General features: G+C 63.2%; 23 protein-coding genes. 12 read left to right on the top strand and 11 right to left on the bottom strand.

Going from position 1 to position 26416, the window contains the following annotated elements; all coding sequences use genetic code 11:
• Positions 1–262 precede the first annotated feature (262 nt).
• The 3 genes from AC0L21_RS00005 to AC0L21_RS00015 are packed head-to-tail and all read right to left on the bottom strand — an operon-like array spanning position 263 to position 3371.
• Entirely contained in the window at positions 263–1255 is a 993-nt protein-coding gene (locus AC0L21_RS00005) for a Bug family tripartite tricarboxylate transporter substrate binding protein (protein WP_473256918.1), read from the bottom strand.
• Between the two features lie 52 nt (positions 1256–1307).
• Complete coding sequence (locus AC0L21_RS00010; protein WP_473256919.1) at positions 1308–2567, bottom strand: CaiB/BaiF CoA transferase family protein; 1260 nt, start codon at positions 2565–2567, stop codon at positions 1308–1310.
• Positions 2568–2576: 9 nt separating this feature from the next.
• On the bottom strand, positions 2577–3371 hold the full coding sequence (locus tag AC0L21_RS00015) for an enoyl-CoA hydratase/isomerase family protein (protein ID WP_473256920.1): 795 nt from the start codon (positions 3369–3371) through the stop codon (positions 2577–2579).
• A 119-nt stretch (positions 3372–3490) separates the two neighbouring features.
• Here AC0L21_RS00015 and AC0L21_RS00020 point away from each other — a divergent pair, with 119 nt between their 5' ends.
• The 6 genes from AC0L21_RS00020 (at position 3491) to AC0L21_RS00045 (ending at position 7469) form a co-directional block, all read left to right on the top strand.
• Positions 3491–4156 carry a GntR family transcriptional regulator gene (locus AC0L21_RS00020; protein ID WP_473256921.1) on the top strand — a complete coding sequence of 222 codons (666 nt, stop codon included), beginning with the start codon at positions 3491–3493 and terminating at the stop codon, positions 4154–4156.
• Positions 4157–4346: 190 nt separating this feature from the next.
• Positions 4347–5318, top strand: a complete 972-nt coding sequence (locus AC0L21_RS00025; protein WP_473256922.1) for an MBL fold metallo-hydrolase — start codon at positions 4347–4349, stop codon at positions 5316–5318.
• Positions 5319–5518: 200 nt separating this feature from the next.
• A complete protein-coding gene (locus tag AC0L21_RS00030; protein WP_473256923.1) occupies positions 5519–6934 on the top strand; it encodes an L-lactate MFS transporter in 1416 nt (471 codons plus the stop codon).
• 26 nt (positions 6935–6960) lie between these two features.
• Positions 6961–7116, top strand: a complete 156-nt coding sequence (locus tag AC0L21_RS00035; RefSeq protein WP_473256924.1) for a hypothetical protein — start codon at positions 6961–6963, stop codon at positions 7114–7116.
• 7 nt (positions 7117–7123) lie between these two features.
• Entirely contained in the window at positions 7124–7249 is a 126-nt protein-coding gene (locus AC0L21_RS00040; RefSeq protein WP_473256925.1) for an MFS transporter small subunit, read from the top strand.
• Positions 7250–7259: 10 nt separating this feature from the next.
• The gene (locus tag AC0L21_RS00045) at positions 7260–7469 is read left to right on the top strand and encodes a hypothetical protein (protein WP_473256926.1); all 210 of its coding nucleotides are present in this window, start codon (positions 7260–7262) and stop codon (positions 7467–7469) included.
• Positions 7470–7496: 27 nt separating this feature from the next.
• On the opposite strand, the gene AC0L21_RS00050 is transcribed toward AC0L21_RS00045, so the two are convergent.
• The 3 genes from AC0L21_RS00050 to AC0L21_RS00060 form a co-directional block, all read right to left on the bottom strand.
• Positions 7497–8390 (bottom strand): LysR family transcriptional regulator, encoded by an 894-nt coding sequence (locus tag AC0L21_RS00050; protein ID WP_473256927.1) that lies wholly within the window; start codon positions 8388–8390, stop codon positions 7497–7499.
• 280 nt (positions 8391–8670) lie between these two features.
• On the bottom strand, positions 8671–11820 hold the full coding sequence (locus AC0L21_RS00055; protein WP_473256928.1) for an ATP-binding protein: 3150 nt from the start codon (positions 11818–11820) through the stop codon (positions 8671–8673).
• Between the two features lie 242 nt (positions 11821–12062).
• Positions 12063–13421 (bottom strand): FAD-binding protein, encoded by a 1359-nt coding sequence (locus tag AC0L21_RS00060; protein ID WP_473256929.1) that lies wholly within the window; start codon positions 13419–13421, stop codon positions 12063–12065.
• 599 nt (positions 13422–14020) lie between these two features.
• Between AC0L21_RS00060 and AC0L21_RS00065 the strand changes: the two genes are divergently transcribed.
• Together AC0L21_RS00065 and AC0L21_RS00070 are read left to right on the top strand one after the other, a co-directional pair.
• Positions 14021–15568 (top strand): peroxidase family protein, encoded by a 1548-nt coding sequence (locus AC0L21_RS00065; RefSeq protein WP_473258340.1) that lies wholly within the window; start codon positions 14021–14023, stop codon positions 15566–15568.
• 3 nt (positions 15569–15571) lie between these two features.
• Entirely contained in the window at positions 15572–16516 is a 945-nt protein-coding gene (locus tag AC0L21_RS00070) for a hypothetical protein (RefSeq protein WP_473256930.1), read from the top strand.
• Here the strand turns inward: AC0L21_RS00070 and AC0L21_RS00075 are convergent.
• Positions 16513–17241, bottom strand: coding sequence for a haloacid dehalogenase type II (locus tag AC0L21_RS00075; protein WP_473256931.1), 729 nt, complete (start codon positions 17239–17241; stop codon positions 16513–16515). The genes AC0L21_RS00070 and AC0L21_RS00075 overlap by 4 nt on opposite strands.
• A 116-nt stretch (positions 17242–17357) precedes the next feature.
• Between AC0L21_RS00075 and AC0L21_RS00080 the strand changes: the two genes are divergently transcribed.
• Positions 17358–18599, top strand: coding sequence for a hypothetical protein (locus AC0L21_RS00080; protein ID WP_473256932.1), 1242 nt, complete (start codon positions 17358–17360; stop codon positions 18597–18599).
• 91 nt (positions 18600–18690) lie between these two features.
• Here the strand turns inward: AC0L21_RS00080 and glpX are convergent, their stop codons facing one another.
• From glpX to AC0L21_RS00100, 4 genes are all read right to left on the bottom strand, one after another.
• Positions 18691–19692 (bottom strand): class II fructose-bisphosphatase, encoded by a 1002-nt coding sequence (gene glpX, locus AC0L21_RS00085; RefSeq protein ID WP_473256933.1) that lies wholly within the window; start codon positions 19690–19692, stop codon positions 18691–18693.
• Between the two features lie 96 nt (positions 19693–19788).
• A complete protein-coding gene (locus AC0L21_RS00090) occupies positions 19789–21105 on the bottom strand; it encodes a homoserine dehydrogenase (protein ID WP_473256934.1) in 1317 nt (438 codons plus the stop codon).
• Positions 21106–21134: 29 nt separating this feature from the next.
• Positions 21135–22355, bottom strand: a complete 1221-nt coding sequence (locus AC0L21_RS00095) for an LL-diaminopimelate aminotransferase (protein ID WP_018454429.1) — start codon at positions 22353–22355, stop codon at positions 21135–21137.
• Between the two features lie 214 nt (positions 22356–22569).
• Positions 22570–22845 carry a hypothetical protein gene (locus AC0L21_RS00100; protein ID WP_027517741.1) on the bottom strand — a complete coding sequence of 92 codons (276 nt, stop codon included), beginning with the start codon at positions 22843–22845 and terminating at the stop codon, positions 22570–22572.
• Positions 22846–23099: 254 nt separating this feature from the next.
• On the opposite strand from AC0L21_RS00100, the gene AC0L21_RS00105 reads away from it, so the two are divergent.
• The 3 genes from AC0L21_RS00105 (at position 23100) to AC0L21_RS00115 (ending at position 26321) form a co-directional block, all read left to right on the top strand.
• Entirely contained in the window at positions 23100–24908 is a 1809-nt protein-coding gene (locus AC0L21_RS00105) for a PHA/PHB synthase family protein (protein WP_473256935.1), read from the top strand.
• A 65-nt stretch (positions 24909–24973) separates the two neighbouring features.
• Complete coding sequence (locus AC0L21_RS00110; protein WP_007591527.1) at positions 24974–25372, top strand: MAPEG family protein; 399 nt, start codon at positions 24974–24976, stop codon at positions 25370–25372.
• Between the two features lie 181 nt (positions 25373–25553).
• Entirely contained in the window at positions 25554–26321 is a 768-nt protein-coding gene (locus AC0L21_RS00115) for an outer membrane protein (RefSeq protein ID WP_473256936.1), read from the top strand.
• The last annotated feature ends 95 nt before the right edge of the window (positions 26322–26416 follow it).

Raw genomic sequence — 26416 nt, forward strand, 5'->3', positions numbered from 1 at the left:
TCCCCCCCCCCCCCAAAACCCGCCCCCCTTTTTTTCCCCCCCCCCCCCCCCCCCGACCCACCGCCCCCCCCCCCCCCCCCCCCCCCCCCCCCCCCCCCCCCCCCGCCCGCGGCCCCCCCCCCCCCCCCCCCGGGCGGCGGGCCCCCCCCCCCCCCCCCCCCCCCCCCCCCCGCCCCCCCCCCCCACGGCGGAGTTTGTGGCACGAACGCCGAGATGTAGCTGGAAGGCCTGTCCACGTGGTCACCCATGCAAGAGTGCCGTCCTACTTCACCAACCAGCCCTGCTCGCCCGCGACCTGCTTGACGTGCTCGAGGTCCTCCTTGATGAACTTATCGAGCTCGGCGCCAGTCAGGAACGTGTCGACCTGGGAGGTTTTCTCGATGTAGTCCTTCCAGTCCGGCGTCGCCTGCACCTTCTTCATCAGGTCGACATAGAACGCGGCCTGGTCCTGCGTGACCTTGCCGGGGAGCCACACTGTCCGCGGCTGCTCATATTGCTTGATGTCGAGGCCCTGCTCGACGCAGGTCGGAACATCACCCCAACCTTCGGTCGCGGTGACCTTGGTGCCCTGCGGCAGCCGCTTCGGGCTGAAAACGCAAAGCGGTCGTTGCGTTCCACCGCGCCATTGCCCGAGACTTTCGCTGGGATTGTTGACGTGAGAGTCGAGGTGTCCGCCGGCGAGCTGCACGGCAGTCTCTGCGCCGCTCTTGAAGGGAATGTAGGTCAACTTAATGTGGCCGGCCTTCTCGATCATGCGGGTCAGCACCTCGTCGGTGTCCTTTGACTGCGCGCCGCCCATCTTGAATTCGCCCGATGCGGCTGCCTTCAGATAGTCGCCCGCCGTTTTGTAGGGCGCGTCCTGCTTGACCCAGAGCAGAAACTCGTCCTGCGCCATCGCCGCGATCGCAGTGAGATCGGTGTAGTTGAAGGCGACCTTGGAGACGAGCGGCTGCTGCCAGGCATTCGACGTGCCGAAGATCACCTTGTAGGGATCGCCGGCGGACGCCTTGCCGTAGACATAGCCTTCCGCGCCGCTGCCGCCACCCTTGTTGACGACGACGATCGGCTGCTCCACCAGCTTGTGCTTGGTGATGATGTTCTGCACGGCACGCGCGAGATTATCGGTGCCGCCGCCGGGCCCGGCGGTCGCCACGAACTCGATCGGCTTTTGCGGTTGCCAGGCGCTGAGCGCCGGCATCGTGCCGGCGAGCACGGTTGCGGCTGCGGAGAGCAGAAGTGTTGACGTCCGACCCATGATGTCCTCCAGCTGATTTTTGTCTCTTGTTCTTGTTTTTCTCGACGTCCGGTCAGGCGACGCGTTCCTCGCGTCTTCCTGAGGCCGTGACGATCGCGCCTTCTTTTTCGAGCGCTTCGATCTGCTTCTGGTCGAACCCGTGCTCGACCAGCACCTCGCTTGTATGCTCACCGTAGACCGGCGCGCCGGTGCGCACTTTGCCTGGGGTCTCCGAAAACTTGACCGGCAAGCCGATGGTCTTCACCGGACCGAGCGTGGAATGCTCGACCTCGACCACCATCTCGCGCGCCAGCGTCTGCGGATCGCGAAGCGCCTCCAGCATGTCGTGCACGGGTCCGCACGGCACGCCCTTCTCGTCCAGCGCCGCGAGCCAGTGCGCCCGCGTGCGGGTGCGGAAGCGCTCGCTCAGGACGGCTTCGAGCTCCTTCAGATTGGCCATGCGGTCGGCCCCGGTGACGAAGCGCGGATCGGAGGCGAGCTCACTCGCGCCGAGCGCCTCCAGCATCAACAGCCAGTGCTTCTTGTTGGCGCCGCCGACCACCAGCCAGCCGTCGGAGGCCTCGAAGGCCTGATATGGCGCGTTGAGGGGATGGGCCGAACCCATGGCGCGCGGCGCGGTGCCCGCGGCCAGCGCGATGGTCGACTGCCAGTAGGTCTGCACCAGCGCGGCCTCGTAGAGCGAGGTCTCGACCCACTGCCCTTCGCCGGTCTTGAGACGGTGCGTGTAGGCCGCGAGGATGCCCATGCTCGCCAGCAGGCCGGCGGTGATGTCGGACAGCGGCGGGCCGCATTTGACGGGCGGACCATCGGGACGTTCGCCCGTGAAGCTCATGATGCCGCTCATGGCCTGGGCGACCAGATCGAAGCCGCGGCGGTGCTTGTAGGGGCCGGTGCGGCCGAAGCCCGACAGCGAGCAGTAGATCAGCGCTGGATGCTGCTTGTGCAGATCGTCGTAGCCGAAGCCAAGGCGCTCCATGGCGCCCGGCGCAAAGTTCTCGACCAGCACGTCGGCGCCCGCGATCAGCCGCCGCAAGACCTGCTTGCCGCCATCGGTCTTCAGATCCAGCACGATGCCGCGCTTGTTGCGGTTCATCATCAGGAAGGAGGCCGCCTCGTCGCCAATCTTCGGCGGCACCGAATGGCGGGTGTCGTCGCCGTTCGGCGATTTCTCGATCTTGATGACGTCGGCGCCCATGTCGGCCAGCATCAAGGTGCAGGTCGGCCCCGCCATGACATGGGTGAGATCGATGACCTTGAGGCCGGCGAGCGGCCCCGAACGGCGGGAGGTTGATTGCGGGCGATCGCTTTGCATCGGGGCGTCCTATTGGCCGCGCCATTTCGGCGCGCGCTTGGTGAGGAAAGCATCGAGCCCTTCGCGAAAATCCTGGCTCGTGTAGCACATCAGGATGAGGTCCTCGCCTTCGTCCGGCGTCAGCCGCCTTTGCAGGCGCGCAACGGCCTGCTTGGTCGCATTCAGCGTCAGCGGCGCGTGACTGGCGAGCAATCGCGCAACTTCGTCCGCGCGCCTGTCGAGCGCGGCAATATCCTCGACGACTTCCCCGAGCAGCCCGACACTCGCGGCCTCCGTCGCGTCAACCAGCCGCGCGGTGAAGATCAGATCCTTGACGCGGGCAGCGCCGATCAGTGCGGTGAGACGACTGACATTGGACATCGACAGGCAATTGCCGAGCGTGCGGGCGATGGGAAAGCCGATTTTCGCGCTTAGGGTGCCGATGCGGAGGTCGCAGGCCGCGGCGATGCCCGCGCCGCCGCCGGTGCAGAACCCGTTAATCGCGGCGATCGTCGGCACGCGGCACTGTTCGAGCGTGGTCAGCACCCGATCGATGCGGTTCTCGTAGTCGATCGCGTCCTGCGGTGACTTGAAATCGCGGAACTGATTGATGTCGGTGCCCGCGGCAAACGCCTTGTCGCCGGCACCGCGCAGCACCAGCACCTTGACCGCGTGATCGTCGTTGATCTCCTCGCAGATCGCGGCAAGCCGCTCGTACATCGCGAAGGTGAAGGCGTTGCGGGCCTGCGGACGGTTGAAGGTGATCCGTCCGATACCGTCCTGACGCTCGAAAACGAGGTCTTCCGCCACCACCTGCTGGTCCATTTCCTCAATGTCCTTCTGCTTTTTTACATTTTTGAATGCAAAATAATCGATTTACAAGCTGGAACTTGCATTAATTCGCATCTAGCTTCTATTTTTGCATTCAAATGGACTTCAGACCCATGCTTCATGAGGAAGTCGTCGGCCGCATCCGGACCATCCTGCTCGACGGCGAAATTCCACCGGGCGCGCGGATTCCCGAGCGCGAGCTGTGCGAGCGGCTTCAGATATCGCGCACGCCGCTCCGCGAGGCGCTAAAGGTGCTTGCCGCCGAAGGGCTCGTGCAGCTCCTGCCGCATCGCGGTTCGCGTGCGGCAAAACTGACCGACAAGGACATGCGCGACCTGTTCGAGGTCTGCCAGGGTCTCGAGGCACTCGCCGGAGAACTCGCCTGCGAGCGCATCACGGACGCCGAGATCGACGCGATCGCCGGCGCGCACGCGGACATGGTGCATCATCATCGCGAGGGCGACCTGATCCAGTACTATCGCGGCAACCGCGCCATTCACGAAGGCATCGTCGCTGCGGCCGGAAACCCGGTGCTTGCGGGGCTGTATGCGTCGGTGACCGCGCGCATCCGCCGCGCGCGTTATGTCACGCCGATGACGCCCGAGCGCTGGGCGGTCGCTGTGAAGGAGCACGACGCCATCCTGAATGCACTGCAGAGGCGCGACGGCGTCGGCCTCGCCCATATCCTGCGCGCGCATTTGCGCCACAAGCGCGAAGAGGTTTTACAGGCGGGCTTTGCCGAAACGGAAGGCAGTGACCTGGTGCCGCGGATTGCGTGAGACGGCATTCGCGACGCGGAAAGAAACTTGCGGCCCCGCGACAACGCGCGGTCAAGAGGACACAATCGCGACACAATCATTGATTGCATTCAGCTGTACGGTCGGATCGTGCTGACGCGAGGCGATCGGCGCAGGCCGAAATAACGCGCAAACAATTGCGCAAAACAAAAGACAAAAGCGGAGGAAACGCATGACAATCGATGTCTCACGTCGCGCCTTGTTCGCCCTCGGGGCTGGCCTTGGTGCCAGCGCAATGCTCGGCAGCAGCGCGATAGCGCGCGCTCCCAAGCTCGGCACCCAGACGCCTTACTGGCACCGCTTCGTTCTCGGCGATGCCGAAGTCACCATCGTCTCCGACGGCCCGCTGCCGCTCGGCGATCCCTCCGGCACCTTCACCGGCGTTCCCAAGGAAGAGGTGAAGAAGATGCTGGCAGACAACTTCCTGTCGCCGGACAATGTCGTGCTCGAACAGAACTCGCCGATCGTCAACACCGGAGACAAGCTCATCCTGTTCGATACCGGCATGGGCAGTTCCAAGCTGTTCGGCGCCACCACCGGACGGCAACAGAAGAGCATGACCGAAGCAGGCATCAAGCCCGGCGACATCGATGCGGTGGTCTGTTCGCATGCCCATATCGACCACATCGGGGGCATCGTGGACGACGGCGGCAAGCCGCTGTTTCCGAACGCGCAGATCTACATCTCGCAGACCGATTTCGACTTCTGGACCGACGAAGGCAAGCTCGGCAGCCCGGCCAAGGATTTCGTCGTTCACGCCCGCAAGAACCTGCTGCCGGTGCGCGACCGCATCGTGTTCTTCAAGGACGGCCAGGAATTCCTGCCGGGCGTGCAGGCGATCTCGGCCCCCGGTCATACCGTCGGCCACACCATCTTCATGGTCTCGTCGGCCGGCAAGTCCTTCGCCTTCATGGGCGACCTCTCGCACCATTCGGTGCTGCTGCTGGAGCGGCCCCGGATGGAATTCTCCTACGACACCGATCCCAAGCAGGCGGCCGAGTCGCGCGTCAAACTGCTGACCATGCTCGCGGCGAACAAGGTGCCGGTGATGTCCTATCACTTCGCCTGGCCGGGCTACGGCCATGTCGCCAAGGCCGGTGAGGGATTCCACTATTATCCCGAACCGATGCAGATGACTTTGTAGATCGTCGAGGTCCGGGCAGCGCCCACTGCCCGGACTATTTGCCTCCCGCCCAACGCGCTTTTTTATATCCAATATTCCGATTTAATCGGCCAATATTATTCGTTTGTCAAAATCGTCCTCCTGCGTAGCCTAGGCAGCGCGGCTATCGCCCGCGGCCGAACGGCCGCCACCAAGAATGGCGAAGCACGAGGAGGATGAAGATGACGACGACGCTCGACGCATCGGGAATGCCTGCACGCTCGCTACTGCGGTTTCTCGATCGCGAGCATACGATCGCAAGGCCGGGCTACAGCCGATGGATGGTGCCGCCCGCGGCGCTTTGCGTGCACCTCTGCATCGGGCAGGCCTATGCCTTCAGCGTCTTCAACCTGCCGATGACCAAGCTGATCGGCGTCACGCAATCGGCGCCCGGCGACTGGAAACTGACCGAGCTCGGCTGGATCTTTTCCATTGCGATGGTGTTCCTCGGACTGTCGGCCGCGGTGTTCGGACGCTGGGTCGAGGAAGGCGGCCCGCGGCGCGCGATGTTCACCGCCGGCGTCGCCTGGGCGAGCGCCTTCCTGATCTCGGCACTCGGCGTGTATCTCCACAATCTCTGGATCATCTATCTCGGCTACGGCGTGGTCGGCGGCTGCGCGCTTGGCATCGGCTACATCTCTCCAGTTTCGACGCTGATGAAGTGGTTTCCCGACCGGCCGGGCATGGCGACGGGCATGGCGATCATGGGCTTTGGCGGCGGCGCACTGATCGCCTCCCCCTTCTCGGTCTGGCTGATGAGCAAGTTCGCCAGCGCGACCGACGTCGGCGTGCTCGGCGCCTTCATCACGCTCGGCTGCGTCTATTTCGTCTTCATGATGGTCGGGTCCGCAATCGTGCGCGTGCCCGCGCCGGGCTGGAAACCGGACGGTTACGTGCCGCCGACAACCGCGACCAAGCTGATGACGAAGAATGACGTGTTCGTCTACCAGGCAATCAGGACGCCGCAGTTCTGGCTGATCTGGATCGTCTTGTTCTGCAACACCACGGCCGGCATCGGCGTGCTCGGCCAAGCCTCGGCGATGAGCCAGGAGATGTTCCCGGGGCACATCACCGCGGTCGCGGCCGCCGGTCTCGTCGGCCTGATGAGCCTGTTCAACATGGGCGGACGCTTCAGCTGGGCCTCATTGTCCGACTTCATCGGACGCAAGAACACCTATTTCGTCTACATGGTACTCGGCTTCGCGCTTTACGTGACCGTGCCGTATGCCGGCGCGAGCGGCAATGTCGTGCTGTTCGTGCTGTGCTTCCTGATCATCGTCAGCATGTATGGCGGCGGATTCTCGACGGTGCCGGCCTATCTGCGCGACATGTTCGGCACCCGCTATGTCGGAGCCATCCACGGCATCCTGCTCACGGCCTGGTCCATGGCCGGCATCGCCGGACCGGTACTGATCAATTACATCCGCGAATACAACGTCACCCACGGGGTGCCGAAGGCGCAGGCCTACAACACCACCATGTACATCATGGCTGGACTGCTCGTGGTCGGCTTCCTCGCCAACCTCTGCGTCCGCGCCGTCGACAAGCGCCATCACATGAAAGACGACAACGCAGGTTTCGAGCCGGCGCGCGCTTGAGCCGCGGTGGAACAGAAGGAGCGACCATGACAACGACATCGCGAAGCGAAGCGTCATTCTCCCAGCTGCTGCTGAGCTGGATCACCCATCGTGTGTCCCCGATGACGGCGATCGAGCCGTCCCATCGCGCCAGCGAGATCGCTGCCGCCGCCGCGGCGAGCAACAATCCCTCGGGAGCATGACGTCATCATGCATCATGCCAACACCGTAAAAACCACGCCGCTGCAATTGGCGCTGGCCTGGAGCTTCGCAGGCATCCCCTTGCTTGCGGGCGTCATCCAGACCCTGCTCAACGCGATGAAGCTGTTCCAGTAGGCACGAACCCATGCGCTCGACGGACAAGCCCGCAACGCGCGTCAGCGGCGCGCGGCAATTGATCGCCGATGAGGGCTTTACCTTCTGCATGCTGGCCGCGGTGTTCGGCGCTGCGGCTTTTGCGTTCGGCTTCGACGCGACCCCGGACATCGTCATCGCCATGCTCGCGATCGGCGTGGTCACGGCCGTCGCCGAAACCCGCTTGCACCGCCGCCGCTAGTACCCTCCGCCCGCTGCGAGCCTGCCGTCAGTGGCGTTTGCGCACGCTCCGCGCCGGCGTTTCCGTCACGCGCCGCGCTTGCTCGGCGGCGAGGTCGCGCATGATCACAATGGCGCTCTGTACATGGTCGTCCGACTGGTCGACCGAATAGACGACATAGGCCGGCATGGAGAACTTCGGCGCGCCGGCCACCAGGTGCAGGCGCCGCGCCTTCAGCAGCGGCTCGACGATCCGGTGCGCGAAGTAGCCGGAGCCGCCGTTTGCCAGAACATGCTGAAGCCCAAGCCAGCCGATATTGGCAGTCAGCGCGGGCCCCGCAAAATTGGGGAAGACGGCGCTGTGGCGGGCATAGAATTCCGGCCCCCAGTCGACATAGACGTAGCCTTCCTGCGGCTCGGGTTCGCTTTTGGGATTGGTCGAGACCAGCACCAATTGCTCCTCCATCAGCAGCTCGACTTTCAGGCCGGGCCGGCTTTGCGGCGTGTACATCACGCCGATGTCGATGCGGCCTTCGACCAGCCCCTGCATCAACTCGGGCTCGAGCGCGCTCTCGGCGCGGATGGAGATTTGCGGATTGGCCTCCTGCATGCGCGGCAGCCAGAGCAGCAGAAACTCCTCCCACAGCCCGATGCGGCCGCCAATCACCAACGCCCCGCTAAAGCCCTTGGGAACGCCGACATCATGCCGGGCCTGCTCGACGGTGCGCACCAGGGTCGAGGCGTGACGCTGGAATTGGCGCCCGGCTGCCGTCAGCGTCGCCCCGGCCTTGTTGCGCACGAACAGCGTGCAGCCAAGCAGGTCTTCGAGGCTCTGGATCCGCGTGCTGACGGTGGATTGACTGACGTGAAGCCGCTCGGCGGCCGTAATGAAATTGCCCGTCGCGACCACGGTCAGGAATGTACGCGCAAGCTCGGTATCCAAGGGCGGGCCTCACATCGACATAGTCGATATGAAAGGCGCTCTCTTGAGGGATGTCAAACCGTAGAAAGGCTGCCTAGCACCCCGAGCTTGTCCGCCATTCAGCCAAGATCCTTAGCAGGGTGTCCCGATTGCCGGATGCCTCGATCAACCCTCTGGAGCGGACCGTATTCGATCGGCCTTACCCATGAAAGCGGTCAACCCGATCTTCTGCGCGGCGGCGAAATCGCCGATGCGCACCGTCTCGCCGGACGATGTCCTGATCGACCCCGGATCTGAGCCGTCAGCGCGAGCGCTCCTGGAGGGAGTGCAACAGCCTGCTGGCCTCCGGACGATCGCCGCCGTCCGGCTGACCGACAAAAAATTGCAGTTCGTGATGCAGGAGCGTCCGGGCGCGCTCGGTCTCTCCTTTGGCGGCGAGCAGGCGCGCAAGACTCTCCGCGGCACGTAGGCCAAATCCGTGCTGGCCACGACGATTGGCAAGCGCGAGCGCCAGCTCGAAGTTCCGCTCGGCCAGCGAAGTGTCGTTGATCTGCGCATGTGCGGCAAATCGCCCTTCGATGCGCAGGCACTCGGCCTCATACCAGTAATTGCCACCCCGCCCGAAGACGTTGCGCGCCTGATCGAGACAACGCCGTGCGTCTGCCAGACGGTCGGCGCGGACATAGGCCTCAGCCAACCAGCAGAGGTAAGTGGGCAGCCAATAGACGAGGTGCGCCGTCTGCAGAAAATCGCGCTGCTTCTCAAGCAGATCGATGCCTTCCGCGAGGCGGCCGCTTTCAACGTCGGCCCAACCGAGAAATGTCCGTGCCACCGAGACCCAGAGCGGAAGCTCCCGTCTGATCGCCCCATCGAGCGTCTGCTGGGCGAGCGCCCGCACCGTCTGCACGTCCCGCTCCAGCGTGTAGAGCATGCAGGCGTGGGCATAGGCGTAACCGAGGGTATGGGCATGCGACAATTGCTGCGCGTGTCGAAGTGCCTCTCGGCCGTGCGTGACCGCGTCGGCAACTCGGCCCACCAGCCAGTAGCAGATGCACAGGTTGGACAGGCTCGTGATCTGCACGTCAGTGCCGTATGTCACGCCCGTCGCGCGGTCGGCGGCAGCATCGTAGAGTTTGGCGGCCCGATCGAGATGGACGCACGCCTGCTCGGTCTCCCCATCGAGCAGCGACGTGCCGAGCAGGCGGTGGCCCACCATCCGATCGGCCCTCGTTCCCTTTTGCTCGGCGAGCGTCAGAAAATCCCGCGCCAGCGTGCCGGCCTCCCGCACGTTGCTTGCAACACGCAAATAAGACCATCTTGCGTACAGCGCCGGAAAGATGCGCGGATCGTTGTCGAGGGCACGGCAGAGCTCGATGGCGCGGCTGCTGACGTCAGCGACCGCATCGGCGCCGAATCCCTGCAGCGCGATCGTGGGTCCGATCAGCGCGATCTGGGCGTTCAGCTCCAGATTGTCCCGTTCAAGTCCCGCCGGAAGCTTCCTGATCTCCTCCAGCGCCATATTGAGCTCGGCGACGGCTTCCAGATTAGCCGAACGTTCTGCTGCCTGCTGGGCCGCTTTGAGCCGCATCTGTGCCGCCCGGGAGGTGCGCCCGGCCTCGGACAGATGCTGCGCAAGATAGCCGGGTTCGGTGATGGCAACCTCCGGCAGATGGAGCTCGATCTCTGCAGCCACGCGGTCGTGAAGCTCTCGTCTCTGCCGTTTGAGAAGCGAATAATAGGCAACGTCCCGGACCAGCGCATGCTTGAAGGAGTAGACCTTTTCGTCGTCGTTGCGCTCAAGTCCTATCAGTCCAGACGCTCGCAGCCGCTCGAGGGCCGCTTCGAGGCCATCTTCAAGCTCGCCGGCGACGGCAGCAAGAAGCCGATGCGGAAAGCTTCGGCCAATCACCGACGCGAGCTGCGCGACCGCCTTGGCATTGCCAAGGCGCTCGAGACGCAGCATCAGGGAGTCGTAGAGCGCCGATGGCACTTCTGAAGGTCCGCTGCCGCCGGCCGTTCGGACGCCCGGATCGACTTGGCCAGTTTCCAGGGCCGCCGCCGCCAGCTCTTCCACGAACAGCGGCACACCGTCCGATCGCGCAACAATCTGCTGGATCAGCTGGTTTGATAGCTGTTTGTCGCGCACGACCGATCCGGCAAGATAGCGGCAGTGCTCATCGTCGAGACGCTGAAGCACTATACGCAGGATCGTGGGCGACACGTGACCAAGCACGGATGCCCGGCTGGTGACCACTAGGAGATTCCGCGTACCGCCGATCTGGCCGGCAATTCGCTCGACGATCTCGATTGTCGATGGATCGGCCCAGTGAAAATCCTCAATCAGGATCAGGCCGGATTCGCCGCGCGTTTGCGAGATCAACAGCCGCACTGCCGCATCACGCGTCTTTCGACGCTGCTCCTGAGCGTCGGGAATCATCGGGCCTGACGCCGCCGGCACCGCCAAGCCGAGCATCTGGCCGATCAGCGTCAACTGCTCCTCGTCGCCGCCGGACGTCGCGGCCACGAAATCACGCAGACGCGCCAAATTCGCCTCGGCGTCTCCATCCCTGCCGATGCCGACGCGCTGCTCGAGCGCCCTCATGATCGGGTATAGCGGCGTGTTCTGATGCGGGGCGGAGGCCTGGATCACCAGCATCAGGTCGTCCGGCAGCGCGGCCCTTTCGATCAGCTCCAATGCCAGGCGCGATTTTCCGATCCCGGGCTCCCCGGTGATCTCCACCGTACGCCCCTGCCCGGTCCGCACCAGCTCCCACGCTTGCAGCAGCTGGTCCATTTCAGCGACCCTGCCCACCAGGCGCGAGGCATTGCGACGGCGTGCACGATGGCCGCCGCCATCTTCCAACGCCTCGCTCACGACGAGAAAGACCTCGACTTTTCGCGACAATCCCTTGAGCGAACGCATACCGAGCGGTTGCAGGGCGAATTTGCCGCGGAGGAGACGCCTGGTCTCACCGCTGATCACGAGTGAATTGGGCTCGCCCATTTCCAGCAACCGGAATGCGACGTTAGGCGTTTCGCCGACGATCTCCGTCGCATCGTGCACATGGCCCGGCCCCGCCTTGCCGATCACCGCAACGCCCGTATGGACCCCGATCCGAACGCGAAGCGGTTCCTGGATCGCCGCGATGGCGCGCTCGCTCAATTCGTGAAGTGCCCGCAACAACACAAGGCCGGCGCGTACCGCGCTCTCGGCCTCGTTCTCCGATGCGAGGGGATAGCCGAATTCCGCACGGATGCCGTCGCCGATGTAGTTGACGACGCTACCTCCGGCATTGCTGATGCATTGCGAGCTTATCGCCTGGAATTCCAGCAATATTTCGCGCAGATCCTCAATGTCGCAACGCTCGGAGAGGCCCGTTGAATCAACGACGTCGCAGAACAGAACGGTGAGCTGCCGGCGTTCGGGTACTCTGTCGTGAGGGTCGTCCATTACTCATCCCGGAATTCTGACAATGTTCCGCGGTTCGATTGGCGCCGCTACCGTTTCCTGAGCGCGCAGAGATTGCGCCATTCTCTTGAGAGAAGTCCACCTCTTGAGAGAAGTCTACGCCGCCGTGGGTGACAATCAATCAGCCACACTGTCCGACCACGTCGCACGAAATTTCCGGTCCAGGTCGGATATTGCAGGCACGTCAACTTCCGTATCACGGCTCCAGGCTGGCCATAACCGGCTCAGAGCAGATTGGCAAAAAACGGGTTCAGCATACGCCCGTGCGGATCCTCCAGCCTGACTTGCGCAGAAAACTGCGTCCATCGCGCTCCATACGCGGCCGTGACATGCTGCCGCGTGACGAACGGACTCTGATTCAGCAAAGGAATGCCATTCCTCTTGTGCGCGAACTCATTGAACTCCTCCAAAAACCCGTCCCACGCCGGCCTGTCCGTAAAAGCGTGAATGGGGTCGACCGAAAAAACGTCTCCGTCATGCGAGTAGGACAACAACGAATGCTCGTCTTTCCGGATGAAGTAGGAGCCAAGCGCCATGTTGCAGCGAAAGTCATGATCCTCGAAATATTTTTCGCTGAAGTCCACGTAGTCGCGCAGCACACTCAGCCATTCAGAGCGCGGAAATGCCCAGAATGTAAATGCATATCGCGCCGACGGCGGCGTCTTGCTGTAGTCGATGGTCTTGTCGGGATTGTACAGCGTCGCCCCGCCGACCAAGTGCAGGAATGACATCAACAACCGGCTGCCAACGAACCACGTGTCGAGCGACGCATCCCGGAGAGGCTTGGTCGGGATGCTGCTGTCGATAAACCTGCCAACGCGGGCTTCCGTATGGTTCCAGAGGGTACGGCGGCCGGCGGCGAACAGCGACCCTAACGGCCCAACCCTGTCGACAGGATGCCGCGTCTGGAAATGCGCCTTTCGACCGACCGTCCAACAGATCAGGCCTCGCGATGCATCGATGATTCCATCCACTTCCTTCTCGGTCAGCTCTCCGATCGGGCGCGGCAAATATCTAAAGTGGACCGCTTCCAGCGCCTTGATGCGAAACGTCACCTCGTAGATGACGCCGCACAGGCCGTAACTCGAGCGCATCAAGTACATCAGTTGCGGGTTTTTATCCTCCGATGCTTCCGCCAACCCGCCGCTGGGCGTCACCCATTTCATCGCTGTGATGTACGAGCCGACCTGCCCAAACTCGCCGCCGTCCAGGCCGTCCTTGGTGTGGCAGCAGGCCGCCGCACCGAGCGTCATGTTCCCGATTTCGATATTGGTCAGAAACTGGAGGTTCATCGCCCGCAATAGCCGCGATGCAGCAATGAACTGGAGACCGGCCTCGGCCGTGAACGTCATGCTGTGTGGATCGATCTTGTGGATGCGGCTCATCCCGGACATGTCGATGATCGTCCCGTCCGAGGACGCGCAAGGCGTCAAGGAATGATAGCTGCCCATCGCCCGAACAGGGCTTGGGTAGCGATCGGCATCCCTGAGGATCGATTGAATCTCGTCGACGGAGCGCGGTGACACCAGCTGCGCGGGAGAGCTTGTGATCCCGCCGTCGTAATTGCGAACCATGATGCCCATCTGCGTCACCCCCTTGACGGCGAAACACGCAACTTAAGATGGCTTTTCGGCCTTGCCGGCGCCGGTGCCAGCCTGGTTCTCACGAGGTGAAGCGCGTTGTCGCGCAGCTTCGCCCCGCTCACGGAAATTCAGCCGGGGCGCCCGATGCACCCACGGCTGTACGCCATCCTATCCGAGCAAACATTTAGCGGACAGCGGAAATCGAACGACCGGGCGACCGCGGCCTCCGGAAAGCCACGTTGGCAAACGGGCATTTTGGTGCTATTGAACTGCATTTACTAGTTGCAAGTTGACTTTATTTCACGCGATTGCGTTTGGGAGCGTCAATGTCCCGCGAGAACGATGGTTTTGGCTTCCATCGTGACCTGCTCCAGGCAATCCTGGATGTTGTCTATCGGGCCATTAACTTCCTTGTGAGATGGGACCACCTGCCGACCCTGCTCGGAGCTGCCAATCTTTCGGTGTTCCGCGACCGGCTGCGCGAGCACAATCTCCACCATACCGGCTACGGCCCGACATCGCCCGGCTGGAGCACCGGCAATGACAGGTGGCGTTCCGCCGACGGCTCGTTCAACAGCCTCGACCATCCGCGCATGGGCATGGCGGGCGCCCGGTTCGGACGCAATTTCCCGCTGCCGGAATGCGTGCCGGACGGCGTCGACGATCTGCTCGAACCCAGTCCGCGCGAAATTTCGACGGAATTGCTGGCGCGCGACCAATTTATTCCCGCGACCAGCCTCAATGTGCTGGCCGCCGCCTGGATTCAGTTCGAAACGCATAATTGGTTCAGTCATGGGGTGCCCGAGCCGGGAAACGAGTTCAAAATCCCGCTAAAAGCGGGCGACCAATGGCCCAAGAATGAGCGGCTCGACGACTGCATGAAGATCCGTCGCACGGTTTGCGACCAGACATCGCGTGAATCGTGGCTCGGCGCCACACCGACATTTCGCAATTTCAACTCGCACTGGTGGGACGCCGGGCAGATCTACGGCAGCGATCGCGCGAGGCAGATGCAGATCCGATCCGGCGTCGATGGGAAGATCAGGGTCGGCGATGATGGGATGCTCCCAGCCGATCCGGTCCATCCGGGTGCCGATCTCACCGGCTTCAATGACAATTGGTGGGTCGGGCTCAGCCTGCTGCACAATCTCTTCGCGCGTGAGCACAATTTCATCTGCGATGGCTTGAAGACCCGGTATCCGGACTGGAATGACGAAGAACTATTCCAGCGTGCGCGCCTGATCAACGCGGCCCTGATCGCCAAGATCCACACCGTCGAATGGACGCCAGGCATCCTCGGCCATCCTGCGCTGGATTTCAGCATGCACGCCAACTGGTCGGGGATACCATACCGGGTGCTGCGCGCAGTGCTCGGCAAGAACAGCGAGGCCGCCTATGGCATCATCGGCTCTCCGACGGACCAGCACAGCGCGCCCTACGCGATGACCGAGGAATTCACCGCTGTCTACCGCCTCCACCCGTTGCTCCCCGACAAGATGGATGTGCGGCGGCTCGATACCACAGAGCCAAAATCTTGCGACTTGGTCAACATGCAGGGGCGCGTCTCCCGCAAGTTCGTTCAGTCTCACGGCTTCGCCAACCTGATGTACTCCTTCGGCACCGCTCATCCCGGCGCCATTCGCCTCCACAATTACCCCAACTTCCTGCGCCAGTTCACTAAAGACGGCCAGCCGCTGCTGGACGTGGCCGCGATAGATATCATGCGCGATCGCGAGCGCGGCGTGCCGCGCTACAATCGTTTCCGCGAGCTGGTCGGCAAGAAGCGCGTCAAGACATTCGAGGAAATCACCAGCATCCCCGGTGCCGCCAAGAAGATGCGCACGATCTACAAGGGCGACGTCGACCGCGTTGATCTGATGGTGGGGCTGTTAGCCGAGGACCTGCCGGACGGTTTTGGCTTCAGCGATACCGCCTTTCGCATCTTCATCCTGATGGCATCGCGGCGTCTCAAGAGCGACCGCTTTTTCACCGACGACTACCGGGCGGAAGTTTACACGAACTTCGGTCTGGACTGGATCCAGAACAACGGAATGAAATCGGTCCTGCTGCGGCATGTGCCGCAACTCGGATCGGCGCTCGAGGGCGTCAACAACGCCTTTGCCCCCTGGAACGTGCTGCGAGGCTGACCCATGGCCCTCATCCTCAGCATTCCGGGCCTCGTCCGCCTCGCTGTCGTCCGCGATCCCGACGAACTGCTCCGCGTCAACAACGCGGGTACCGTCGCCCGCCCACTCTCCGGCCGCGGAGGCCTGTTCAATCGCTCGGTCGCGGCAAAGCTCGCCGTTTTCCGTACGCCCGATGGCGACATCTGGCCGGCGTTTCGCGACCGGCACGATCCATTGCGCGTGGCCCATCAAGCGACCCTCGAATCCGCGCTTTCGAATGTCGAGCCACTGTTGCAACGGATCGCGCCGGAGATCGCCGAGCTCGGCAATTACATCCGCGACGGGCACGCAGATCGCAGCATGGGCGTCGTTGTTCAACAAGCGATAGGCCGGCTCTTCTTCGCCGACTATGTTGCGAGCGAGGAGTCCTACGCCGCCGCGCGCACGTTGCAGGCCTGGCTGTCGGCCTGGCCGCTGCGTGCACACTGGATCAGATGCAGCGGCGCGTTGAAGGCTGCGCTCGATCGAATTGAGGCAGCCTCGCGCGGCGATATGGCTTGCGCGCATGCAACTGCGCTTGCGATGGACAACATCGTGAAGTCGATCGATCTGATGCGCGAGCTGGTGCTTCGCGGCGACAATCTGGCGAAGATCGAACCGCAGGATGCTCTGCTTCGCACGTTGCGCGCGCCCGCGCGCGTGATCCGCGAAGCGCGCGATGGAGACTGTGTTGGTTTGATCCGGCTGCGGTCACGGACGTTGGTGCTGCTAGCGGTCGAGGGCGCCCGACAGCAACGTGCCTCCGACCCGGGATTCGCATTCTTTGCCGATGCGTGGAATCGTTGCCCCGCGCACGGCATTGTCCCCGCGTTGCTCATCGAGGTCTGGCAGGCGGCAAGGACCAACAAGAAGCACAGCGCGACGGGAACGCCACCGCAAGGTGGAGTGCCAACGTCGCGACCGGCCTAGCACCCGAGCTTGTCGGCGATTCCGCCAAAACCCTTGGCGACGATGTCCCAATTGCCGGTGGCCTCGAAATCGACCTTCTGGAGCGGACCGTATTCCGTCGGCCGCGCCACGAAGGCCGTCTTCAGCCCGTTCTTCTGCGCGGCGGCGAGATCGCCGTTGTGGGCGGCGACCATCATCACCTGCTCCGGCTTGAGGCCGAGCAGGCGCGCGGCGCCGAGATAGGTTTCGGGATCGGGCTTGTAGTGCTCGAACAGCTCGGCCGACATGATGAGGTCCCAGGGAAGCCCTGCGAACTTTGCCATGTTGGTCAGCAGCGCGACATTGCCGTTCGACAGCGGCGAGATCACGAATTTCGTCTTCAGCTGCGTCAGGCCCGCCACGCTGTCGGGCCACGGGTGCAGGCGGTGCCAACCCTTGGTGAGGTGATCGAGATCGGCTTCGGTCAGGCCTGGAATCGAAAATTGCGCGACCAGCTTTTCGAGCGAGCGGCGATGCAGATCATCTAACATGACATAGCCGCGCTCGGGATTTTTGCGCACGTCATCCATCGAGGCCATGTACATGCCGCGCCAGCCGTCGACCAAGGCGGTCCAGTCGGCGGAGATGCCGCGGCCCTTCGCCCACCACATGAAGTCCGTGATCAGGCTGGTGCGCCAGTCGACGACGGTGCCGAACACGTCGAAGACGAGGGCTTTGACGGCGGTGAGATCGGAGGTCGTGGTCATGTTTCGCTTCGCGGATTTTCCGCGCTCCGGGTGGCTTTGTCTCAGATGAAGGGCTTTAAAGCATGATCTTTTCCATGCAACAATAGCGCTAGTCCGCCACACCAGACACGCATAAGATGAACAAGGTTACGGGCCTCAACCAGTCGGGGTGCAGCGTATTTGTCATGACCAACCCTGTTGCATTTGTTTTATTAGAGAACGCCGGCCTTCCAGAAGAGAAGGTCCTGGTCGAGACGCTACGCCGCCGACATCCAGGCTTGCATTGGGAGATCAGCACGGCCGCAGCACCTGCGGAAGCCGACGATCTGCTCCTGATCCGCGTGGGCGATCATTTGGCGGGAGTCCTTTTGATGCGTGCGCCAACGCCGATCAATCCGTCGGCGTGGCAACAGGCCTCCTCGGAATGGCCGGAGGCATTGCAGGCGCTGGAGAACCACCGTGCGAACCTGGTCGTCTCAATGACGGGTTCTGCTGCGAAGGGTGCGGAAACCGGGAAGCCCAGTGTGATCGAAAGCACCCGCATCGTCACTGCCGTCGTCGGTAGCCTGATTGAGGCGCAGCCTGGCTGTCTGGCCATAGCCTGGAACGGACAATTCGGACGCTCTCCCGAACAGTGGCTAGAGCAGTCCCGCCGATCGTTCGATCCGTTTCCGGATCATCCATACAGCCTATGGATCGAGATTGTTCACTTCGTGAGCGGCAAGACGATTGGGGCTTACACGAAAGGACTATCCGCATTCATCGGACGCGAGATCGAATTTGAGGTGGACGGGCTCGATGAACGCACAGTCACGGCCCGCGTTGCCGGCCTTTCATCCTACCTGATCGCAAACGGCATTGAGGCCGGGCCCAAGAGCGGTGCCGTGTTCGAGGCCGACTCCGAGGTCGATCATCACGTTGCGGTGCTCCATCGCAATTCGCGCTTTCGGATCGGGCCGGTTATCTCGTTCTTTTCTCTTCAAGACCGAGCTGGAAGGCTCAAGACCTACCAGATCATTCCGTCATCTCTCGCGCGAAATCACCCGCTTCTGATCATGCTGGGCAAGGTCGGGCTTTTCGATCCGACGAAGTCCGAAAATCTCATAGAGCTGCGGCCAGATCACTACGTTTCGGAAACTCGCCTGGAGAGCCTCGATGGCGGCGTGTCGCAAGAGCTGTCCAAAATGCTCGCGACCGACGCCTATGCCGAGGCGGACACGAACGCGCGCCGCGCGCTCGCGAGCGGAGACATAGCGTCAGCGACGTCTTTTTTGCAGCCTTGGGCTGAGGAAGTTGGCCAGCTTCAAGAGGCGCTCCAACTCGCTCTGACCTTGTGCGACGCGTTCATGTTCATGCCGGCGGCGGCGCGCCACCCCTAGCGGACACGCGATGGATCAGGTCCGTCGAGGTGCCTACACGGCGGCGTCCGGCTGAACCGGCCGAACGAGCGCACGCGGGATGGTTGCGGACTTAGTCCAAATGGAACTTCGCCAGCTCGCGGTGCTCGGCCTTGATGTAGCGCACCGTGCCGGTGACCGAACGCATCACCACCGTCTCGGTCTCGATCACGCCGTCCTTGCGGAATTTGACGCCCGACAACAGCGAGCCCGTGGTGACGCCGGTGGCGGCGAACAGGCAGTCGCCGCGCGCCATGTCCTCGATGCCGTAGATCATCTTGGGATCGTTGACGCCCATCTTCGCCGCGCGCTCGCGCTTCTCCTCGGAGTCGAGGATGAGACGGCACTGCATTTGGCCGCCGATGCAGCGTAGCGCCACGGCCGCGAGCACGCCTTCCGGCGCGCCGCCGGTGCCGAGATACATGTCGACGCCGGTATTGTCAGGGTCGGCGCAGTGGATCACGCCGGCGACGTCGCCGTCGGTGATGAGGCGCACGGCGGCGCCGGTCGAGCGCACGCTCTCGATGATGCTGGCATGGCGTGGCCGGTCGAGCACGAGAACGGTGATGCCGTCCGGCTTGACGCCCTTGGCCTTGGCAAGGCGGCGGACGTTTTCGGCCGGCGTCGCATCGAGCTCGACGACGCCCTTGTCATAGCCGGGACCGATCGCGAGCTTCTGCATGTAGACGTCGGGCGCATGCAGCAGAGTACCGCCGTCGGCCATCGCCATGGTGGCGATCGACCCCGGCATGTTCTTCGCGCACAGCGTGGTGCCTTCGAGCGGGTCGACCGCGATGTCGACCTGCGGGCCGGCGTTCATGCCGACCTTCTCGCCGATGAAGAGCATCGGCGCTTCATCGCGCTCGCCCTCGCCGATGACGATTGTGCCCTCGATCGGCAGCTTGTTGAGCTCGCGCCGCATTGCATCCACCGCGGCCTGGTCGGCCGCCTTCTCGTTGCCGTGCCCGCGCAGACGCGCCGAAGACACCGCCGCCCGCTCCGTCACACGCACGATCTCCAGCGTGAGAATGCGCTCGAGCAACGCTTGCGGCGGGACTGAAATATGGGTCGACATCGGCTCACTCCTTCGAAACAGTTTTGGACGGACATCTCCGCCGCATCAACTCGTAACACCCACAGTTCGTTCGAACCGTGTCATTGCTAAGCATGCTCAGTTCTTCTCGATCCTGATGACCTGCGGCCGTCCGCTGATCACCTTGTCCTTCTGCACGGCCGCGAGCGCGCGGCGCACGGCGTCCTCGTGCGTGGCATAGGTTATGAGAATGACGGGCACCGGGACCGCCTTGCCGTCTGCCGGCGCAGCGCCGCCATTGGGATGGCGCTGCACGATGGACTCGATCGAAATCTTCTGCTCCGCGAGCCGTGTCGCGATCGCAGCCGCGGTGCCCGGGAAATCGCGTGCCAGAAGGCGGATGTAGTAGCCGCCCTCGTGGCGCTCCATCGGCGCCTTCTTGGTATCGCGCAGCTGTGAAACCGGCCGGCCGAACGGATTGGCGCGGATGCCGCGCGCGACGTCGGCGACGTCGGCGACGACGGCGGATGCGGTCGCAGCGCCGCCGGCACCGGGGCCGACCAGCGTGATCGGCGGGATGCCTTCGCCATCGATCGTGACAGCATTGGTGACACCCATCACCTGTGCGATCGATGAGGATTTTGGAACCATGGTCGGATGCACGCGCTGCTCGATGCCCTTGGCGGTGCGAACGGCGACGCCGAGCAGCTTGAGCCGGTAACCAAGATCGTCGGCGGCACGGAGATCTTCCGGCGCGATGGAGGAGATACCTTCGACATAGACCGCGCTTTGAGCAACTTTCGTGCCGAAAGCGAGGCTGGCGAGAATGGCGAGCTTTTGCGCAGTATCGTGGCCGTCGACGTCGAACGACGGATTGGCCTCGGCATAGCCGAGCCGTTGCGCGTCCTTCAGGCATTCGGCGAAGGACAGGCCCTCCTGCTCCATCCGGGTCAGGATGTAGTTGCAGGTGCCGTTGAGGATGCCGTAGACCCGGTTGATGCCGGTTCCGGCAAGACCTTCGCGTAACGTTTTGATGACAGGGATCGCAGCGCCGACGGCTGCCTCGAAATTCAGCGCGCCGCCGTGCTTTTCGGCGGCCTTTGCCAGCTTGAGACCGTGCTTTGCCAGCAACGCCTTGTTGGCGGTGACGACGGACTTGCCGGCGTTCAGCGCGGCTTCGACCGCCGCCAGCGCGGGATCGCCGGAGCCACCCATCAGCTCGACGAAGCAGTCGATGCCGGGATGCGTGGCGAGGGCGATTGGATCCTTGACCCATTCGACGCCCCGCAGATCGACGCCGCGCTTCTTCGCCTTCGAGCGCGCGGTGACGGCGACGACGCGGATGCCGCGGCCGCTGCGGCCGGCAAGCACGCGCGCCTGCGTTTCAATCAGACGGACAACTTCGGCGCCCACGGTGCCGAGCCCCGCTATGCCCACTTTCAGGGGTGCAACCATGATGCCTTGGAAAACCTGCGGAAGAGAACTTAACGCCGAGTGGCGAGCGGAACGACGTTGTGCAACGTTTCGATGCCGCTTTCAAGGAAGCGGCGCACGCCGCGCGCGGCCTGCCTGATCCGTTGCTCGTTTTCCACCATGGCGATGCGGACATATCCTTCACCATGTTCGCCGAAGCCGACGCCGGGCGAGACCGCGACACCGGATTTCTCCACCATCAGGGTCGCGAACTGCATGCTGCCGACGCTGCGGAAGGCTTCCGGCAGCGGCACCCAGGCGAACATCGATGCTTCCGGCGGCGGGATCTCCCAGCCGGCACGGCCGAACGATTCCACCAGCGCGTCGCGCCGCTTGCGGTAGGTGTCGCGCATCTCCTTGATGCAATCGTCCGGTCCGTTCAGCGCGGCGGTCGCCGCGACCTGGATCGGCGTGAACGCACCGTAGTCGAGATAGGATTTGACGCGGCCGAGTGCCGCAATCACGCGCTCGTTGCCGACCGCGAAGCCCATGCGCCAGCCAGCCATCGAATAGGTCTTCGACATCGAGGTGAACTCGACGGCGACGTCCATCGCGCCCGGCACCTGGAGCACCGAGGGCGGCGGGTTGCTTTCGTCGAAATAGACCTCGGCATAAGCGAGATCGGACAGGATCAGGATCTCGTGCTTCTTCGCGAACGCGACCAGGTCCTTGTAGAAGTCGAGGCTCGCAACATAGGCGGTCGGATTCGAGGGATAGCAGACGACGAGCGCCAGCGGCTTCGGGATCGAATGCACGATCGCCCGCTCGACCGCCTCGAAGAATTGCGGCGTCGGCTCCGAGGGCACCGAGCGGATCACGCCGCCCGCCATCAAGAAGCCGAAGGCGTGAATCGGGTAGCTCGGATTGGGACAAAGGATGACGTCGCCGGGCGCGGTGATCGCCTGCGCCACGTTGGCAAAGCCCTCCTTGGAGCCGAGCGTCGCCACCACCTGGGTGTCGGGATTGAGCTTCACGCCGAAGCGGCGGGCGTAGTAGCCGGCCTGGGCCCGGCGCAGCCCGGGGATGCCGCGGGAGGCCGAATAGCGGTCGGTGCGCGGCTTGCCCAACGTCTCCTTCAACTTCTCCAGCACATGCGCTGGCGCCGGGAGGTCCGGATTGCCCATGCCGAGGTCGATGATGTCGGCGCCGGCATTCCGCGCGGCTGCCTTGGCCCGGTTGACCTGTTCGAACACGTAAGGCGGAAGGCGGCGGATGCGGTAAAACTCTTCCATGGCTCTCTCGGCTCCGGGCAACCGGTCAGGACAGAATCGACAGGCCACAAAGACCAGGCGGACGGCGCCCGCGTCCCTCGCGAAAATTACTCAAGATCAAATACTTAGAGCAATCATCGACAACGGTGACTGAAGTCGTTCGCCCTGACTCTCGGCTGAACTAAGGTCTTTTAGCACGGCGAGCCGGAGGCGCCAGCGATTACCTTGCGGCGCCCTATTTCGCGTCCTTGGTGGCAACCGCCTGACGGTCGCGCGCGGCAGCAAGTTCGGCCTCGATCTTGGCGCGTTGGTCCGGCGGCATGACCGCCTGATCGCGATCCGGCGGCAGATCGTGCACCGGCAGATAGCTACCAGCCTCCCTGGGATGCGCTTGCGCATCGGAAGGCGTCATATCCGCGAGCTGGCTCGAGCAGCCGCCTAAGGCGAGCGTCGCCATCAGCAGCGCGCCACAGATCCGCCGCGACTTTTGCAGGTCCCTCAACGCCAACACTAGGGAAATCCCCACTTCGTCCCAAAGCACGGCCCCGGGGCAACCTTACCCAAGTCCGCGCCCAAGCTCAAACCATTGCTGCCCAAATGGTGCGAGCGAGAAAATAGCCCCAGTCCACCAAGCCGAGCGGTGCGGCTCGATTGTGACGGAACCAAGAAAATTTGTCGCACTGCAACACATCTTCGAGAGTGTTTAACGCCAAACATGCGAGCTTCGCGGTGACGAATACGGAATGAATCGTTACTGTTCGCCTCATGAGTATGGCCACGACCGATACGCCCAAACCCGAGACGAAGTTCGATGCGGAAGCCTTCGCGATGAATGTCGCGCGGGCAATGGAAAGCGGCGGCAAGGCGCTCGCCGCGTACCTGAAGCCGCGCGAGAGCGGCGAGGTGCAGGATCGTCCGCCGGCGGAGCTTACGGAGGTCGTCAAGACCTTCACCGCCGTCGCGGAATACTGGCTGTCGGATACGTCGCGGGCCTCCGAGCTCCAAACCAAGCTCGCCAAGGACTATCTCGACCTCTGGGGCTCGGCGGCGCGCCGCATGGCCGGTCAGGACGCACCGCCTGCGATCGCGCCCTCGCCGCGCGACAAGCGCTTTGCCGATCCGGAATGGAAGTCGAACCAGTTCTTCGATTTCATGATGCAGCTCTACCTGCTCACGACCAAATTTGCGCAGGAGCTTGTGCGGGACGCCGAGGGGCTCGATCCGCAGACCCGCCGCAAGGCCGAATTCTACGTCCAGCAGGTCACCAACGCGATATCGCCGTCCAATTTCGTGCTGACCAATCCGGAAGTGCTGCGCGCGACGGTAGCCAGCAGCGGCGAAAATCTGGCGCGCGGCCTGAAGATGCTGGCCGAGGACATTGCCGCCGGCAAGGGCACGTTGAAGATCCGTCAGTCCGATCCGGACAATCTCGTCGTCGGCGTGAACATGGCGACGACGCCGGGCAAGGTGATCTACCAGAATGAGATGATGCAGCTGATCCAGTATGCGCCGGCGACGGAGAAGGTGCTGCGCACGCCGCTCCTGATCATCCCGCCCTGGATCAACAAGTTCTACATCCTCGATCTCAAGCCGGAGAAATCCTACATCAAGTGGTGCGTCGATCAGGGCATCACCGTGTTCGTGATCTCATGGGTCAATCCCGACAAGCGTCTCGGAGCCAAAAGCTGGGAAGACTACATGAAGGAAGGCCCGCTCACGGCGATGGACGTGATCGAGAAGGTTACCGGCGAGATGAAGGTGCACACCGCCGGCTATTGCGTCGGCGGCACCATGCTCGCGACCACGCTGGCCTGGCTCGCCGAGAAGCGCCGCCAGCGCGTGGCATCCGCGACGTTCTTCGCGGCACAGGTCGACTTCACCCATGCCGGTGATTTGCTCGTGTTCGTCGACGAGGAGCAGATCGCATCGCTCGAGCAGGACATGAAGGCGGCGGGCGTGCTCGAAGGCTCGAAGATGGCGATGGCCTTCAACATGCTGCGCTCCAACGATTTGATCTGGTCCTATGTCGTCAGCAATTACCTCAAGGGCCAGCAGCCGAGCGCGTTCGACCTGCTGCACTGGAATTCGGACGCGACGCGCATGACGGCGTCGAACCATTCGTACTATCTGCGCAATTGCTATCTCGAGAACCGGCTCTCGACCGGCACGTTGGTGCTGGACAACACCCTGCTCGATCTCTCCAAGGTCATGGTGCCGATCTACAATCTCGCAACGCGCGAGGACCACATCGCGCCGGCGGAATCGGTGCTGTACGGCTCCCAGTTCTTCGGCGGTCCGGTGAAATACGTGCTGTCCGGCTCGGGCCATATCGCCGGCGTGGTCAATCCGCCCGCCTCGAACAAATACCAGTACTGGACCAACGACAACCTGAAGTCCGCCAACGTCACCGAGTGGATGAAGGGCGCGGTCGAGCACAAGGGCTCGTGGTGGCCGGACTGGCGGCAATGGCTGGGCGCACTCGATCCCGAGGAAGTCCCGGCCCGCACGGTCGGCAGCGAGGCGTTTCCCCCGATCGAGGACGCGCCCGGCAGCTATGTCAGGGTTCGCGCATAGCAGAATCTTCCGCGCTTTCGTATAAGCTCCACGCCTGCAGCAGAATTTGATGAGGGGACCGGGTTATGACGCGTGAATTGTTCTGGCTGACACTGACGGTGGTCCTGACCGGAATCCTCTGGATTCCCTACACCATCAACCGCTGCCAGATTCGCGGTCTCGGTGGCGCGATGGCCAATCCCTCGCGCACCGACAAGCCGCAATCGGAATGGGCGAACCGGCTGATGTTCGCGCACGACAACGCCGTCGAGAACCTCGTCCTGTTCGCGCCGCTGGTGCTGATCCTGAACGCGATCGACTACTCCTCGAAATGGACGGTGCTTGCTTGCGCCGTCTATTTCTGGTCGCGCGTTGCGCATCTGATCGTCTATGCGCTCGGGATCCCGGTATTCCGCACGTTGGCCTTCACCGTCGGCTTCATCGCGCAGGCCGTGCTGGCCGTCGCGATCTTCAAGGTGGTTTGATCGCATCTCCGATGGCTCAGCGCCTGCAACCAAGGAGTGAAATCCTCGAAAGCCTGCCCGGCTGCTGGTGTTGCCAAAGGATGACAGTGCGACAAAAACAGGGATGCCATCGGTAGACTGACACGAAGGATCGCCCATCCACAGGTATATTTGGTCATCTCATTGATGATTCGGGGCAGATATGAATTGGAAGATTGCATCCGCGCTCGCCGGACTCTCGCTCGCAGCCGTCACCACCCAGGCCAGTGCCGCCGATCTCGCCGCACGTCCCTACACCAAGGCGCCGCCGATGATCGCGGCGATCTATGATTGGAGCGGCTTCTACATTGGCGCCAACGGCGGCTATGGCTCGTCACGCAATTGCTGGGACCAGACCGTTGGTTTCGCCGCCGGCGTTGCGGAAGGCTGCCATGACGCGACGGGCGCCGTCGCCGGCGGCCAGATCGGATATCGCTGGCAGAGCAGCGCCTTCGTATTCGGCCTCGAAGCGCAGGGCGACTGGGCGGACCTCTCCGGCCGGAACGCCAGCACCGTGCTCGGCGTCGCGAACCGCACCCGTGTCGATGCTTTCGGCCTGTTCACCGGCCAGGTCGGCTACGCCTGGAACAGCGCACTGCTTTACGTGAAGGGCGGCGCCGCCGTCACCCGCAACCGCTACCGCGGCATCGGAACGGGCGGTCTGGCCGGAGCCGAGTTCGACGGTGCCGACGATACCCGCTGGGGCGGCACGGTCGGCGTCGGCATCGAATACGGCTTTGCGCCGAACTGGTCGGTCGGCGTCGAATACGACCATCTGTTCATGGGCCGCCACGACGTCACGCTTACCTCCAACGGCGCGCTGGCACCCGTCGGTACGTTCTCACGTACCGACCGCATTGGCCAGGACGTCGACTTGATCACCGCCCGCATCAACTACAGGTTCGGCGGCCCGATCATCGCGAAGTATTGAGGTCTGGTGTCCCGGACGCGGCGCAGCGTGTAGCGCTGCTCCGCAGAGCCGGAACCCAGAAAGCTTAAGCAGGACAATAGGCGCGGGCCCCGGCT

The organism is Bradyrhizobium sp. WSM4873, assembly GCF_055811355.1.